This window comes from Corynebacterium meridianum (genome assembly GCF_016342265.1).
Lineage (GTDB): Bacteria > Actinomycetota > Actinomycetes > Mycobacteriales > Mycobacteriaceae > Corynebacterium > Corynebacterium meridianum.
Map to the genome: position 1 here is coordinate 178,967 of NZ_JAEIOS010000009.1, position 14,176 is coordinate 193,142.

Here is a 14,176-nt window from a genome sequence, read left to right on the forward strand (position 1 = left end):
CCCGGAACAGGCCATCGTTGATTGACGGCAGCGCGAAGACCGGCTAGCCCTCCTGACTCCGTCGGACGGCCCGCAGACCGGCTTCAGCGCGTGCCCTGGAGTCGTGGTCGTCCTCGTTGAGGGCGATCTCCGCGGCGGCGGTGTCGACCTCGGACGCCCATTCGGCGTAGTCCGCGAGGATGGTGACCTTGTCCTTGGACACGGAGATGAACCCACCCTGGACGGCCGCGACGAGACGATCGCCCTCGGCCGGGCGGATGGTCACGACACCGTTCTCGATCAGTTGACCGAGCATCGGCTCGTGACCGGCGAGTACGCCGATCTCACCCTCGGTGGTCTGGGCCGTGACGATCGTGGCGTTGCCGGACCACAGTTTCCGTTCCACGGCGACCAGTTCAGCGGCGATTTCAGCCATGAGACCCGCCCTTCTACTTTTCGTTCATCTTCTGGTACGCGGCCTCGACGTCGTCCAGTCCACCCAGGCCGTTGAATGCCTGCTCCGGGTAGTGGTCGAAGTCGCCCCGGCAGATGCGTTCGAAGGCCACGATGGTGTCCTCCAGCGGCACGTAGGAGCCGGGGATGCCGGTGAACTTCTCCGCGACGAAGAAGTTCTGGCCGAGGAAGCGCTCCAAGCGACGGGCACGCTGGACGGTGATCTTGTCCTCCTCGGACAGCTCGTCCATACCGAGGATGGCGATGATGTCCTGGAGTTCCTTGTTCTTCTGCAGGATGTTGATCACACGCTGCGCGACGTTGTAGTGCCGCTCACCCACGATGCCGGGCTCGAGGATCCGCGACGTTGAGGTCAGCGGGTTCACGGCCGGGTAGATGCCCTTCGAGGCGATCGAGCGGTCAAGCTCGGTGGTTGCGTCGAGGTGGGCGAAGGTGGTCGCCGGAGCCGGGTCGGTGTAGTCGTCGGCGGGCACGTAGACGGCCTGCAGAGACGTGATCGAGCGTCCCTTCGTCGAGGTGATGCGCTCCTGGAGCACACCCATCTCGTCAGCCAGGGTGGGCTGGTAACCCACGGCGGAGGGCATACGACCCAGCAGGGTCGAGACCTCGGAGCCGGCCTGGGTGAAACGGAAGATGTTGTCGATGAACAGCAGCACGTCCTGGTGCTGGACGTCGCGGAAGTACTCCGCCATCGTCAGACCGGACAGCGCGACGCGCATACGGACTCCCGGCGGCTCGTCCATCTGGCCGAACACCAGCGCGGTGTCCTGGAGAACCCCCATTTCCTCCATCTCGAGGAAGAGGTCGGTGCCCTCACGGGTACGCTCACCGACGCCCGCGAACACGGACGTACCGGAGAACTCACGCGCGATACGGGTGATCATCTCCTGGATGAGAACGGTCTTGCCGACGCCGGCGCCGCCGAACAGGCCGATCTTTCCGCCCTTGACGTACGGGGTCAGCAGGTCGATGACCTTGATGCCGGTCTCGAGGATCTCGGTCTTGCCCTCGAGCTGGTCGAAGGGCGGCGGGTCACGGTGGATGCCCCACTGCTCGCCGTCACGGCCGAGGCCGGGCTCGTCGAGGCAGTCGCCGAGGGCGTTGAAGACGTGGCCCTTGACGACGTCACCGACGGGAACGGAGATCGGGCGGCCGAGGTCGGTGACCTCCTGGCCGCGGACGAGTCCGTCGGTCGGCGCCATCGAGATGGTACGCAGGAGGTTGTCACCCAGGTACTGGGCGACCTCGAGCGTGATGGTCTTGGCGACTGCCTCGAGCTTGATCTCGACAGTCAGTGCGTTGTACAGGGCCGGAAGCTCGCCGCGCGGGAATTCCACGTCGACGACCGGACCGATGACGCGCACGACACGGCCGGCGGTGGACGCCTGCTGTGTGTTCTGCTCTTGGAGAGCTGTAGTCATAATCTAGTCACTTTCTCCGCTTTCGGCGAGCGCTCCCGCGCCACCGACGATCTCTGTGATTTCCTGGGTGATCTGTGCCTGACGGGCCTGGTTGGCCACGCGCGAGAGGTCCTTGACCAGCTCGTTGGCGTTGTCGGTCGCAGACTTCATGGCGGTACGTCGGGACGCGGACTCGCTGGCCGCGGCTTCGAGGAGCATGGCGTAGAGGCCGCGTGAGACGTACTGCGGAAGCAGTGCGTCGAGCAGTTCCTCTGCGCTGGGTTCGAAGTCGTAGTCCGCCTCGATCTCATTGGAGGACGAGGCGAGCATGTCTTCCCCGGTGTCGATGTGATCGAGCTCGATGATCGGCTCGATCGGGAGGAGCTGGTGCGCCCGCGCGTTCTGGGTCAGCATGGACTCGAACTCGGTGTACACGACGTGCAGCTGGTCGAAGCCCTGGATGGGCTCACCCTCCGCCGTCGACAGCCCCTCACGCCACTTCGCGGTACCGGAGGAACCTGCGACGAAACCGTCGATCAGGTGCCTGCGCATACCGTGGGTCTCCTTGTATCCCGGATCCTGCGAGAATCCGGTCCACGCTCCGGCGATGTCCTCGCCACGGAAACGGTAGTAGCTCAGGCCCTTGTTGCCGGAGACGTACAGGACAACTTCGTAGCCCTTGTCCTCCAGCATGCCACGGAGCTCCGCGGCCTTCTTGAAGACGTTGTAGTTGTAGCCGCCGCACATGCCACGGTCACTGGTCACCACGAGAATAGCGGCCCGACGTCCGTTCTCGCGCTCACGGAGCATCGCGTGGTCGAGTTCGGTGGCGGACGCGAGGCGTTCGATCACACTGTGGATCTCCTCGGCGTACGGCATCGAAGCCTCGACCCGCTGCTGGGCCTTCGTGATTCGCGAGGTGGCGATGAGCTCCTGGGCCTTGGTGATCTTCTTGGTCGAGTTCACCGACTTGATGCGGGAACGGAGTTCACGAAGATTGGCCATGGTCTATCGCCTCCCTTCTTTTCCTTGGACGGTCATGGTGCGTGTCACGACCCTACTTCTTGGCTGACTTGCGGGAGACGGTGATCTTGTTCTTCTTCAGATCGCCCTCTGCCAACGCCTCGACCTCGGGTTCGTTGATGACCGGGGTACCGTCCGTGGTCTGGAAGGTGCGCTTGAAGTCCTCGGTCGCGGAGACCAGGGTCTCCTTGGACTCGTCGGAGAACGCTGCTCCGCCGGCGATCTGGTCGTAGACCTCGCTGGCGTTGCCGTGCAGGTACTCGTGGAGCTCAGTCTCGAAGCGGCGGACGTCCTCGACGGGAACGTTGTCGAGGTGGCCCTCGCCTGCGAGCCAGATGGAGACCATCTGGTCCTCGACGGCCATCGGGTTGTTCTCGGACTGCTTGAGCAGCTCGACGAGACGCTGACCGCGTTCCAGCTGGCGCTTGGACGCCGGATCCAGGTCGGACGCGAAGGCCGCGAAGGCCTCCAGGTCACGGTAGGAGGCGAGGTCCAGACGCAGCGAACCGGACACCTTCTTCATGCCCTTGGTCTGTGCGGCGCCACCGACACGGGAAACGGAGACACCGACGTTGATGGCCGGGCGGACACCCTGGTTGAACAGGTCCGACTCGAGGAACACCTGACCGTCGGTGATGGAGATGACGTTGGTCGGGATGAAGGCCGAGACGTCGTTGGCCTTGGTCTCGATGATCGGCAGTGCCGTCATCGAGCCTGCGCCCATGTCGTCGGACAGCTTCGCGGCACGCTCCAGCAGACGGGAGTGCAGGTAGAAGACGTCACCCGGGTAGGCCTCGCGGCCCGGCGGGCGGCGCAGCAGCAGGGAGATGGCACGGTATGCCTCGGCCTGCTTCGTCAGGTCGTCGTAGATGACCAGGACGTGCTTGTTGTTGTACATCCAGTGCTGCCCCAGGGCGGCACCGGCGAAGGGAGCGAGCCACTTGAAGCCCGCGGAGTCGGAGGCCGGAGCGGCGACGATCGTCGTGTACTCCAGAGCGCCGTGCTCCTCGAGGGTCTTCCGGATTCCGGCGATCGTGGAACCCTTCTGGCCGATGGCGACGTAGATGCAGCGAACCTGCTTCTTCTCGTCGCCGGACTCCCAGTTCGCCTTCTGGTTGAGGATGGTGTCCAGGCAGACCGCGGTCTTGCCGGTCTTACGGTCGCCGATGATCAGCTGACGCTGACCGCGACCGATCGGGGTCATCGCGTCGATGGCCTTGATACCGGTCTGGAGGGGCTCCTCGACGGGCTGACGCTGCAGCACCGAGGGCGCCTGAAGCTCGAGGACGCGGTCCTCTTCAGCTTCGATGGCACCCATGCCGTCGATGGGCTCACCCAGGGGGTTGATCACGCGGCCGAGGAACTTGTCACCGACCGGGATGGACAGCACTTCTCCCGTCCGCTTAACTTCGTCGCCCTCTTTGAGACTCTCGTAGTTGCCCAGGACCACCACACCGACGCGGTCGGTGTCGAGGTTCTGCGCGACGCCGATGACGCCGCCCGGGAACTCGAGCAGCTCATTCGTCATCACTGACGGAAGGCCCGAAACCTGGGCGATACCGTCAGCCGCCGAAATGACCACGCCGACCTCCTCACGGGAGGCCTCCGGGGAGTAGCTCGAGGTGTAATTCTCAATCGCGCTACGGATCTCGTCGGAGGAGATCGTCAGCTCCGCCATGTTCTTCCTGCTCTCGGTTGTTTCTTCCAGCATTATTTGTCTAGTTCTCCTGGTCGTAGTCGGCGCCGGTCACGGCAGTTTCGACCGCAGGCGTTCGAGCTTGCCCGAAGTGGAACCGTCGATGACTTCCGAACCGACGCGGACGACCACACCACCGAGGAGGCTGGGGTCAACCTCAGAGTGGATGGACATCTCACGACCGTAGATCGTGCCCAGCTTGTCCTTCAGGCCCTGCTCCTGCTCCGCAGTGAGCTGGGTCGCGGCGACCACGTGGGCGACCGTCCGGTTCTGCATGTCGGCGGCCAGCGCACTCAACGCCGCGATGTCCTGGACGGGACCGTGGTCGCGTCGCGTGATCGCCTGGAGTGCCAGCGCCTCGGTCACCGGGGTGACCTTGCCGTACAGGACACTCGCCAGCAGTCCACGCTTCGCGTCGGCTGTCGCCGTACGGTCATCGAGGAGCTGGGTGAGCCGGGGCTGGTCGGTCAGGATGCGGGAGAGCCGGAAAAGCTCGTCCTCGACCTGTTCCAGCTGCCCCTGACTACGCGCCGACTCCAACAGTGCGCGGCGGCCGAGTTCGATCAGTCCCTCACGCATCTCACGGGGGGTCGACCAGGTCAGTTCAACCGCATCCACGAGGACCCTGAGAGTGGTGTCGGAGATCTTGCCGCCGAACACCTCCCGCACTAGGCCCACGCGCTGCTCGGCGGGGTTGGATACCTCCGCTGCAGCGACACGCAGGGCGCGGTCGCCGTCGAGGATCTCGACGACGTCGAAAAGCTCGGTTCCGGTCTGTGCGGCGGTGGCCACGGCGTTGCCCTGGCCGGACAGGATGGTGTCCAGATTGCGCGTCGCCTTCGCCAATGCCTCGCGGCTCGCTGCGTGCATGTCGCTCACTTTCCTGCCGGGGCCACGGTGTCGAGATCGGAGAGGAACGTGTCGATCGTCCCGGAGCGCTTGACGTTGTCGCCGAGCTGCTCGCCGAGCAGACGCTCGGCCAGGTTGATCGAGTTCTGTCCCATCTCGCGGCGCAGTTCGGTGATGACCTGCTCACGCTGAGCCATCAGCTGCTTCTCACCGGACTCGATGATTCGGTTGCTTTCTTCGGTGGCCTGGGTCTTCATGTCTTCGATGATCTGCTTGCCCTTGGTGCGCGCGTCCTCGCGGATCTGCGCGGCCTCAGCACGGGCCTCAGCGAGCTGGGCGTTGTACTTCTCGAGGGCGGCCTTGGCTTCCGCCTGCGCGGCCTCGGCGCGCTGGATTCCGCCCTTGATGCGGTCCTCACGCTCGACGAGCACTTCGCGGGCCTTCGGAAGAACGAACTTCCAGAAGCCGATCAGGATGACAATGAAGCACAGCGCCGACCAGACCATGTCGTAGGTGAACGGGAACAGCGGCGAAATCTGGCCGCTCAGCGGCAGATTTCCGTGCTCCGCGCCACCTTCGGCAAGGTGGTAAAGGTGGTTAGTCATAGGTCCTCACAGCTTTCGTTGTCGGCGTGGTTCTTCGCTGTTCAGTGGATCAGAACAAGAAGCCGGCGACGAGGCCGATGAGGGCGAGGGCCTCCACGAAGGCGATACCCAGGAACATGGTGGTACGCAGCTGTCCGGCCATCTCGGGCTGGCGGGCCATGCCCTCGAGGGTCTTACCGACCAGGATGCCGATGCCGATGCCGGGGCCGATCGCGGCGAGGCCGTAGCCGATGGCGCCAAAACCGGAGAAGGAGGTGGCGGCTTCCTGCGCGAGGATGATCTCGTTCATTGGTGTGTCGTTCCCTTTCTTGAGCCGGGAAGGTTCAGTTTCTTCCGGGCGAGGTGGTGATGATGGGGTATTCAGTTGACCGTTTTTTCGCCCCGGCCTGGGCCGGTGCCGGTCCGTCGTACCGGATACCCGGAACCACGGACCACCCGCCGCCCGAGGGCGGCGGGGTTGTCAGTGTTCGTCCGCGTGCAACGACAGTTCGATGTAGACGGCACAGAGGAGCGCGAAGATGTACGCCTGCAGGAAGATGACCAGCAGCTCGAACAAGGTGAACGCGACTCCGGCAAGGAGGGTCACACCACTCAGGACGGTCCAGCCATTCAGCTGCCAGAAGAAGAAGTTCGTGGCGGAGAACAACAGAACCAGAATGAGGTGACCAGCGAGCATGTTGGCCATGAGACGCAGTGTCAGCGTGGCCGGCCGCATGACGAACGTCGAGAAGAACTCGATCGGGATCGTCAGCAGGTGGAGTGCCGGCGGAAGATTAGGAACCACCGTCGAGCACTTCACGTACTTGAAGAAGCCGTAACGCTTCACACCGGCGTAGATGAACGCGATGTAGCCGACGATCGCCAGCGTCAGCGGCATACCGATTCGAGCATTCGGGGAAATGTTCAGGCCCGGCACCACGGACGGCAGGTTCATCGCGAAGACGGTGAAGAAGATGGCCGTCAGCAACGGCAGAAAGCGACGACCCTCCTGCTTGCCGAGGATCTCCTCGGCGATGTGGAGCCGGACGAAATCAAGGCCCATCTCCCCGACGCTCTGCAGCCGGGACGGAATCAGCTTGGGATTCCGCATGGCTACCGCGAAGAAGATGACGAGAAGAACCGCCATAAGCAGGCGGACGAACATCAGACGGTCGAGTGCGAATGCGCCGTTGAGGAAGTCGTGGAACCAGAGGTTCACGACATTCCCGTGCTCATCCACGTACCCCGGGAAAATTTCTTGGTCCAGGTCGGGCTTGTGGAACTCACCCTTCATGGACAGTGTCATAACGCTCAGCGTTCTCTCCCGTGTTCGGGCCGCACCCGACGTTTCTGCTTCTGGGTGCGGTGCGATGGACGTCTGAAAAATACCTGGACCGACCGCGGACTCCGTCGCACATCATCGCGGTGATCACTGGGGCCCCGTCAGTCGACGCGTCACCCGGAGAGTGGCGCGACAGTGCGGACGATTGCATGTCAGCACAGCGGCTCCGTGGACCCGCGATCAGACTATCAGGTGCCGGGTACGTTTACCGAAGAATGCCCCGGGGGTGGCTGATGCCCCCCGGAAACACGGGTACGGCACACCGGTTCAGCGGCGAAAACATTCACCTGTAAGCTCTGTCACACGCATGGTTCGGGGCGTTACCGGGGGTGATTTCACGAACCTTCCGGTGTGAGATCCGGGCTCGTCCACCATGTTTCCCGAACCTCCCGGAACTTGTGCTACCAGCGGGTAGCCCGGCGAATACCGGGCGCATCGGGGGCTCGCCGTGTCACGACACGTACGTAGTGCGGCTCCGGACGATCCCCCAGGTCTCCGACCCGGTCACCGCCACGATCGCGACGACCACGGTCGCGAACAGCGCCCTCCTGGAGTAAAAATCGAGGTCCCTGAGGACGAAGAGCACGACGAGGAGGACCACCAGCTTCAGCAGCCAGCTGCCGAGCACGACGGCCGCGGTCGTCGACGGCGACTGCCCGCTCGTCACCAGCACGCTCAGCACCGTCATGAGCAGGAAGCCACCCCCGACGCCCGCCCCGACGAGAACACCCCACAATCCGGGCATCCCATCGACACTTGTCCACAGTGCCCCGAGCAGGAGCGTGGTCAACACGAGGGCGGCCGCCCCCAGGCGTGCGGCCCGGATCAGCGGGACACGGTGGTCGTCGTACTGCGATTCGGGGGTCTGCTTCGTTTCACTCACGAGTTGGATACTACGTGACCGGGAGAGACCCCGGTGACGCGTTCTCCCGGTCACGGGAACGCTTGTCGAGCACGGGCGCGATCGTCGCGATGAACGCGAGAACGAGCGCCAGGAAGAAGCCGAAGAGCGCATCGTAGACCGGGAGCACGGTGAACGCGACGGCACCGAACGCGACGGCGAAGGTCCAGAGGTAGATGGCCAGGGCGACCTGGCGTGGTGTGTGTCCGTGGCGCATGAGCTGGTGGTGCAGATGGTTCTTGTCGGGCACCGCCATCGACTGTCCGGTCAGCAGGCGCCGCACCACGGTGATGAAGAGCTCCGCGAGGGGAACACAGACGCAGCCCGCGGCGACGATCACCGGTGCCATGACAGCGAACACGTCGGCGACGCCGTACAGCGAGAGATTGATCTTGCCGGAAGCCGATGTGGAGGCGGCGGCCAGCAGCAGTCCAATCAGCATGCTCCCGGTGTCCCCCATGAAGATCCGCGCGGGCGCGAAGTTGTGCGGAAGGAATCCCAGGCACACGCCGACGAGCCCGGCGCCGATGATCGCGGGCGGATACGCCGAGACGGCTCCGCCCTGATCGTGGAGGATCGTCAGGGCAAAAGTGAGGATCGCGCCGCCGGTGATCATCCCCACCCCCGCCGCGAGGCCGTCGCTGCCGTCGACGAAGTTGAGTGCATTGATCAACGACACGGTGACGAAAGCGGTGAGCACCGTGGAGAGAACCTGATCGAGGACCACGGTCGTCCCTCCGCCGAACGGGAGGTAGATCAACGTCCACGTCAGCCCCATCAGACTCATCACAACAGCCCCGAGTGTCTGTCCGATGAGCTTCGTCAGTGCATCGAGTTCCAGGAAGTCGTCGAGGATACCGACCATCACGATGACGAAACCGGCACACACCACCGCCCCCATCTCCGGCGTTATCGGCTGGAAACCCCGGTTCAGTGCCGGCAGCTGCTGCGCCACGAACACTGCGACAAGAAAGCCCGTGAACATGGCGACCCCGCCCATCTGCGGCGTCGGATGCTTGTGGACGTCCCGCTCCCGCACCGGATCGACCTTGCCCGCCCGGACGAGAACGTGCCGGATGATCCCGGTCGTCAGGTAGGTCACGGCGCAGGCGACCAGGAGAACCAGTCCGAGTTCACGCAGGGGAACCCCGGCACCTCCGGCCCCCATTTCAGGACAACGTCTCCGGTGCGATGCCCAGGGCCTCCGCTATCCGGCCGGCGGGTACCGCCCCCTCGCGGAGCAACCGGGGCCGGGCACCGGAAAGATCGACGATGCTCGAGGGCATGGCGGTGGGGCAGGTTCCGCCGTCGAGATAGACCGAGGCCGTGGTCCCGAGTTGTTGCCGGGCATCCTCCACGGTCGTCGCGGGCGGTTGGCCGGAGATGTTCGCACTCGACACCGCCATCGGTCCGGTCTCCCGGAGGAGCTCTATCGCCACCGGGTGCAGCGGCATGCGCAGCATCACCGTCCCTCTGGTGTCCCCGAGGTTCCACGGCAGGCTCGGGGCCTGGGCGACGACGATGGAGAGACCTCCCGGCCAGAACGCCTCGATCAGCGTTCGGGCGGCGGGTTGGTTGTCGCGGACGAGGCCGTGAACGGTGTCCCAGCTCCCGACCAGCACGGGTACCGGCATGTCCGGTCCCCGGTGCTTCGCCCGGAGGAGATCCGCGACAGCCCGGTTGTCGAAGGCGTCACACCCGATGCCGTAGAGGGTGTCCGTCGGCAGGACGACGAGTCCACCGCCTTTGACCGAGCTCACGGCCGCGGAGAGGCCATTGATGCGGTCCTCGGGGTTCAGGCAGTTGTAGATCCGGCTCACTGGTCTGTTCTCTCTTTCCGGGTGGAACCTCGTTCAGCTTGGTCCGAGTCTACTCGCCGTGGTGAAGCGTTCCCGACCCGCCAGGTCCCGGTGGGTCCGGATGTCCGCGAAGCCACCGTGGTCGGCGAAGGCCATCCGCACGGCGTCGCCCGTGGTGTCATCGTGCTCGATGCCGCACAGTCCGCCGTCTTTCAGCAGGACGTGGACGTTCTCCAGCATGGGGAGGATGACCGACATTCCGTCCGCGCCCCCGAACACGGCGTGGTGCGGATCGTGCCGGACCTCCGGTGGTACATCGTCGGATCCGCGCTCCGGGACGTAGGGCGGGTTGGACAGCACGAGATCGACGCTCCGGTGGAGTTCGCGCAGAATCCCCCGCTGCGTGGCGTCGACCTCCACGAGCCGGACGGCCGGTGCGTGGGCGGTGATGTTCCGCCGGGTCCACTCCGCCGCGGACGGATCGAGTTCGACGGCGGTGACGGTCGCATCTCTCCTGACCACGGCGATGGACAGGGCGAGAGTGCCGGACCCTGTGCAGAGATCCACGACGACGGGAGCGGTGCGGTCGGCGATCGCGGCGATCCCCCACTCGGCGAGCAGCTCGGTTTCGGGCCGGGGGATGAACACGCCGGGCCCGACCTCGAGATCGAGCGCCCCGACCGGCGCCGTGCCTGTGATGTACTGGAGCGGCTCCCGCCGGGCCCGACGGGCGACGAGTTCCCCGAAGCCCTCCGGAGCCACCTCATCACCCCGGAGGAAGAGGTCCATGCGGCCGCAGCCGAGCAGGTGGGCCGCGATGAGCTGGGCGTCGACGAGTGGCGTGTCCACGCCCGCGGCAGCGAGAACCGCCGCAGCGTCGCGCACTGCGGCGGTCACCGTTTTTCGCACCCGGATGACCCCTATTCGGCTTCCAGTCGGGCGTTGCGTTCCGCGGTCTGGAGCGCCGTGAACAGATCCTCGAGACCACCATTCAGGACAGAATCAAGGTTGTTGGACTTGTATCCGATCCGGTGGTCGCTGACCCGGTTCTCCGGCCAGTTGTAGGTGCGGATCCGCTCCGAGCGGTCCATGGTGCGAATCTGCGCCGCACGCCCCTCCGCTGCCTCCGCGTCGGCCGCCTCCTCGATCTGCTGCTGCAGCCGGGCGGCGAGAACCTGCATGGCGCGGGCCTTGTTCTGGATCTGGGAGCGTTCCTTCTGGCACGTCACCACGATGCCGGTGGGCAGGTGGGTGATGCGGACGGCGGAGTCCGTGGTGTTCACACCCTGCCCGCCCTTGCCCGAGGAGCGGTAGACGTCCACCCGGAGATCCTTGTCGTCGATCTCGACGGCCTCGATCTCGTCGGGTTCGGGATAGACGAGGACACCCGCCGCGGAGGTCTGGATCCGGCCCTGGGACTCGGTGACGGGGACACGTTGCACCCGGTGGACACCGCCCTCGAACTTGAAAACGCTCCACGCGCCATCCGCGGACGGCTGCTTCGACTTTATGGACAAGGTCATGTCCTTGACTCCGCCAAGGTCCGATTCACTGAGGCCGAGCACCTCGGTGACGAAGCCGTGCTTCTCGGCGTAGCGCTGGTACATCCGGGCGAGCTCACCGGCGAACAACGCCGCCTCCTCGCCACCGGCACCGGACTTGATCTCCATGACGATGTCATCGGCGTCGTGGGGGTCACGCGGGGCGAGAAGATCCGCGAGCTTCTCCTCCAGTTCAACCTGACGCTCCGCGAGCCGGTCCGCCTCCGCAGCGAACTCGGCGTCCTCGTGCGCCATCTCCCGCGCGGCCTCCAGATCACCCTTCACGGCGGACAGCTCATCGTGCACGCGGATGATGGGCTGCAGCTGCGAGTAGCGCTTGCCGACCCTCCGGGCGGCCGCCGGATCATTGTGGAGTTCGGGATCCGCGAGTTGCGCCTCGAGCCCCTGGTACTCGGACAGGATGTCGTCGACGGCGGAAACCTGATTCGACATCTTAGGAGTACTCCTCCTCGCCGTCGGACGCCATCGGGGCCGACGAGGCGATCTGCATCATGAACTCCGCGTTGGACTTCGTCTTCTTCAGCTGCTTGATCAGCAGATCGATGGCCTGCTGATTGTCCAGGGCGGACAGGATCCGACGCAGCTTGTGCATCAGTCGAGCCTCCTCGGGAGCGAGCAGCAGCTCGTCCTTCCGGGTACCGGAGGGATTGACGTCGACCGCCGGGAACACCCGACGCTCGGAGATCTTGCGGTCCAGCTTGAGTTCGGCGTTGCCGGTGCCCTTGAACTCCTCGAAGATCACCGTGTCGCCGGCGGATCCGGTCTCGACCATCGCGGTCGCGATGATCGTCAGTGAACCCCCCTGCTCGATGTTCCGGGCTGCACCGAGGAAACGCTTCGGCGGGTAGAGCGCGTTGGAGTCCACACCACCGGAGAGGATGCGGCCCGAAGCCGGGGAGCTGTTGTTGTAGGCACGCCCCAGTCGGGTGATCGAGTCGAGCAGGACGACGACGTCCTTGCCTTCCTCGACGAGGCGCTTCGCCCGTTCGATCGCCAGCTCCGCGACGGCGGTGTGCTCGCTCGGCGGACGGTCGAAGGTGGAGGCGATGACCTCGCCCTTCACCGAACGCTGCATGTCGGTGACTTCCTCGGGACGCTCGTCGACGAGGACGATCATGCAGTGGCATTCGGGGTTGTTCGTCGCGATCGCGTTCGCGATGTTCTGCATGATCGTCGTCTTACCGGCCTTGGGCGGAGAGACGATCAGCGCACGCTGTCCCTTGCCGATCGGCATGATCAGGTCGATCAGTCGCGTGGTCAGGATCTTCGGATCCGTCTCGAGACGCAGACGCTTGTTCGGGTAGAGCGGGGTGAGCTTGTAGAAGTCGGGGCGCTTGCGTGCCTCCTCGGGGCTCATCTGGTTCACGGTGTCGACCCGGACGAGCGAGTTGTACTTCTGCCGGTTCCGACCTCCACCACTGTGCTGGTTGGCGGGTTGGCCGTCGGCACGCATCTTCACCTGGCCGGTGATGGCGTCACCCGGGCGGAGGCCGAAACGCCGGACCATCTGCTGGGGAACGAAGACGTCCGCCGGCCCCGCGTGGTAGCCCGTGGTACGGACGAAGGCGAGGTTGTTGTCGACGATGTCGAGGATGCCGCCGACGGGTGAGAACACGTCGTCGTCCCTGGAATCGTCGTTGCCGTGGTTGTTGCCGTGGTTGTCGTTGTTGCCGCGGTTGCGGTCCCGACGGTTACGGCGGTTGCGGCGGTTGCCCCGTCCGCCCCCGTCATTGTCGTCACGGTTGCGGTCCCGACGGTTGTTGTTGCGGCTGTTTCCGTTGCCACTGCCGTTCCCGTTGTCCGGGTCCCGGTCATCGTTGTTGTTCCGGCGGTTGCCACGATTGTTGCCGTTGTCCGGGTCACGGTCGTCATTGTTGCGGCGGTTTCCACGGTTGTTGCCGTTGTCTCCGTCGTTTTGCTGGCCGCCGCCATTGTCGTCGTGGCCACCCTTCCGCTGCTGCTGACGGGTGCGGTTGCGGCGCGCCCGTCGGGCCGCGGCGCGGGACTCGTAGTGCCCGTCGTCGTCATCGTCATCGTTGCCTCGGGAAGCGTCCTCCCCCTCGTCACCGCGCCCGCGGCCGCGGTCGCCATCCCGGTCGTCGTTGCGGGAACGGTTGCGCCTGCTGTCATCCCGGTTCTGTTCACCGGAATCCGGTGCGTTGCCCGCGTGCCCCTCGGATTCCGGTGCGGATTCCTCGGGAGTGATCGTGGGGGTGGTCACTCGGCGCCGACGGCGTGTGCCACCGGTCGCTTCAGAATTCTGCTCCACCTGCTCGGCCGCAGGAGCGCCTGCGGGGGCCTGCTTCTGCTGGCCGCCAGCACCGCGGATGGCCTCGATGAGGTCGCCCTTCCGCTTGCCGGAAATACCCCGGATGCCGAGTTTCTGTGCCATCTGGCGCAGCTCAGTGAGCTTGAACGCGGCAAGATCCTTGTTGGCGTTGTCCGTTTCGGTCACGAAAGTCCTTTCAATCGCTGTACCGGCACAGTTGGCGTCGCGCACAACCGGGCAGAAGTTGCTGCCGGCAGCTTTTCACGGAAAATGTCAGTCCTGGCAGAACCGACGAACT

General features: G+C 65.0%; 14 protein-coding genes. All 14 read right to left on the reverse strand.

Features of this window, described 5'->3' with window-relative positions; all coding sequences use genetic code 11:
* Positions 1 to 43 precede the first annotated feature (43 nt).
* Positions 44 to 415, reverse strand: coding sequence for a F0F1 ATP synthase subunit epsilon (locus JDV75_RS00855; RefSeq protein ID WP_198737371.1), 372 nt, complete (start codon positions 413 to 415; stop codon positions 44 to 46).
* A gap of 13 nt (positions 416 to 428) precedes the next feature.
* Positions 429 to 1,874: a F0F1 ATP synthase subunit beta gene (gene atpD, locus JDV75_RS00860; RefSeq protein WP_198735648.1), complete on the reverse strand. Its 1,446-nt coding sequence runs from the start codon at positions 1,872 to 1,874 to the stop codon at positions 429 to 431.
* A gap of 3 nt (positions 1,875 to 1,877) precedes the next feature.
* Positions 1,878 to 2,858 (reverse strand): F0F1 ATP synthase subunit gamma, encoded by a 981-nt coding sequence (locus JDV75_RS00865; protein WP_198737372.1) that lies wholly within the window; start codon positions 2,856 to 2,858, stop codon positions 1,878 to 1,880.
* A 52-nt stretch (positions 2,859 to 2,910) separates the two neighbouring features.
* Complete coding sequence (gene atpA / locus JDV75_RS00870) at positions 2,911 to 4,554, reverse strand: F0F1 ATP synthase subunit alpha (protein WP_198737650.1); 1,644 nt, start codon at positions 4,552 to 4,554, stop codon at positions 2,911 to 2,913.
* 69 nt (positions 4,555 to 4,623) lie between these two features.
* The gene (locus tag JDV75_RS00875) at positions 4,624 to 5,442 is read right to left on the reverse strand and encodes a F0F1 ATP synthase subunit delta (protein WP_198737373.1); all 819 of its coding nucleotides are present in this window, start codon (positions 5,440 to 5,442) and stop codon (positions 4,624 to 4,626) included.
* 5 nt (positions 5,443 to 5,447) lie between these two features.
* The gene (locus JDV75_RS00880) at positions 5,448 to 6,026 is read right to left on the reverse strand and encodes a F0F1 ATP synthase subunit B (protein WP_198735645.1); all 579 of its coding nucleotides are present in this window, start codon (positions 6,024 to 6,026) and stop codon (positions 5,448 to 5,450) included.
* A 49-nt stretch (positions 6,027 to 6,075) separates the two neighbouring features.
* Entirely contained in the window at positions 6,076 to 6,315 is a 240-nt protein-coding gene (locus JDV75_RS00885) for an ATP synthase F0 subunit C (protein ID WP_198737374.1), read from the reverse strand.
* Positions 6,316 to 6,486: 171 nt separating this feature from the next.
* On the reverse strand, positions 6,487 to 7,299 hold the full coding sequence (gene atpB / locus JDV75_RS00890) for a F0F1 ATP synthase subunit A (protein ID WP_198737651.1): 813 nt from the start codon (positions 7,297 to 7,299) through the stop codon (positions 6,487 to 6,489).
* Positions 7,300 to 7,798: 499 nt separating this feature from the next.
* On the reverse strand, positions 7,799 to 8,230 hold the full coding sequence (locus JDV75_RS00895) for a hypothetical protein (RefSeq protein WP_198737375.1): 432 nt from the start codon (positions 8,228 to 8,230) through the stop codon (positions 7,799 to 7,801).
* A 10-nt stretch (positions 8,231 to 8,240) separates the two neighbouring features.
* Positions 8,241 to 9,416, reverse strand: coding sequence for a glycosyltransferase family 4 protein (locus tag JDV75_RS00900; protein ID WP_198737376.1), 1,176 nt, complete (start codon positions 9,414 to 9,416; stop codon positions 8,241 to 8,243).
* A gap of 1 nt (position 9,417) precedes the next feature.
* A complete protein-coding gene (locus tag JDV75_RS00905) occupies positions 9,418 to 10,068 on the reverse strand; it encodes an L-threonylcarbamoyladenylate synthase (RefSeq protein ID WP_198737377.1) in 651 nt (216 codons plus the stop codon).
* 33 nt (positions 10,069 to 10,101) lie between these two features.
* A complete protein-coding gene (gene prmC / locus JDV75_RS00910) occupies positions 10,102 to 10,944 on the reverse strand; it encodes a peptide chain release factor N(5)-glutamine methyltransferase (RefSeq protein ID WP_336244265.1) in 843 nt (280 codons plus the stop codon).
* Between the two features lie 23 nt (positions 10,945 to 10,967).
* Positions 10,968 to 12,041 carry a peptide chain release factor 1 gene (gene prfA, locus JDV75_RS00915; protein WP_198737378.1) on the reverse strand — a complete coding sequence of 358 codons (1,074 nt, stop codon included), beginning with the start codon at positions 12,039 to 12,041 and terminating at the stop codon, positions 10,968 to 10,970.
* 1 nt (position 12,042) lies between these two features.
* Positions 12,043 to 14,064 carry a transcription termination factor Rho gene (gene rho / locus JDV75_RS00920; protein ID WP_198737379.1) on the reverse strand — a complete coding sequence of 674 codons (2,022 nt, stop codon included), beginning with the start codon at positions 14,062 to 14,064 and terminating at the stop codon, positions 12,043 to 12,045.
* Positions 14,065 to 14,176: the final 112 nt, after the last annotated feature.

Bases quoted from the DNA above. Each gene is read 5' to 3' on its own strand.
- JDV75_RS00865 (WP_198737372.1), bottom strand. From the start codon at position 2,858: ATGGCCAATCTTCGTGAACTCCGTTCCCGCATCAAGTCGGTGAACTCG.
- JDV75_RS00875 (WP_198737373.1), bottom strand. From the start codon at position 5,442: ATGCACGCAGCGAGCCGCGAGGCATTGGCGAAGGCGACGCGCAATCTG.
- JDV75_RS00855 (WP_198737371.1), bottom strand. From the start codon at position 415: ATGGCTGAAATCGCCGCTGAACTGGTCGCCGTGGAACGGAAACTGTGG.
- JDV75_RS00880 (WP_198735645.1), bottom strand. From the start codon at position 6,026: ATGACTAACCACCTTTACCACCTTGCCGAAGGTGGCGCGGAGCACGGA.
- atpA (WP_198737650.1), bottom strand. From the start codon at position 4,554: ATGGCGGAGCTGACGATCTCCTCCGACGAGATCCGTAGCGCGATTGAG.
- JDV75_RS00900 (WP_198737376.1), bottom strand. From the start codon at position 9,416: ATGGGGGCCGGAGGTGCCGGGGTTCCCCTGCGTGAACTCGGACTGGTT.
- prfA (WP_198737378.1), bottom strand. From the start codon at position 12,041: ATGTCGAATCAGGTTTCCGCCGTCGACGACATCCTGTCCGAGTACCAG.
- atpB (WP_198737651.1), bottom strand. From the start codon at position 7,299: ATGAAGGGTGAGTTCCACAAGCCCGACCTGGACCAAGAAATTTTCCCG.
- JDV75_RS00885 (WP_198737374.1), bottom strand. From the start codon at position 6,315: ATGAACGAGATCATCCTCGCGCAGGAAGCCGCCACCTCCTTCTCCGGT.
- atpD (WP_198735648.1), bottom strand. From the start codon at position 1,874: ATGACTACAGCTCTCCAAGAGCAGAACACACAGCAGGCGTCCACCGCC.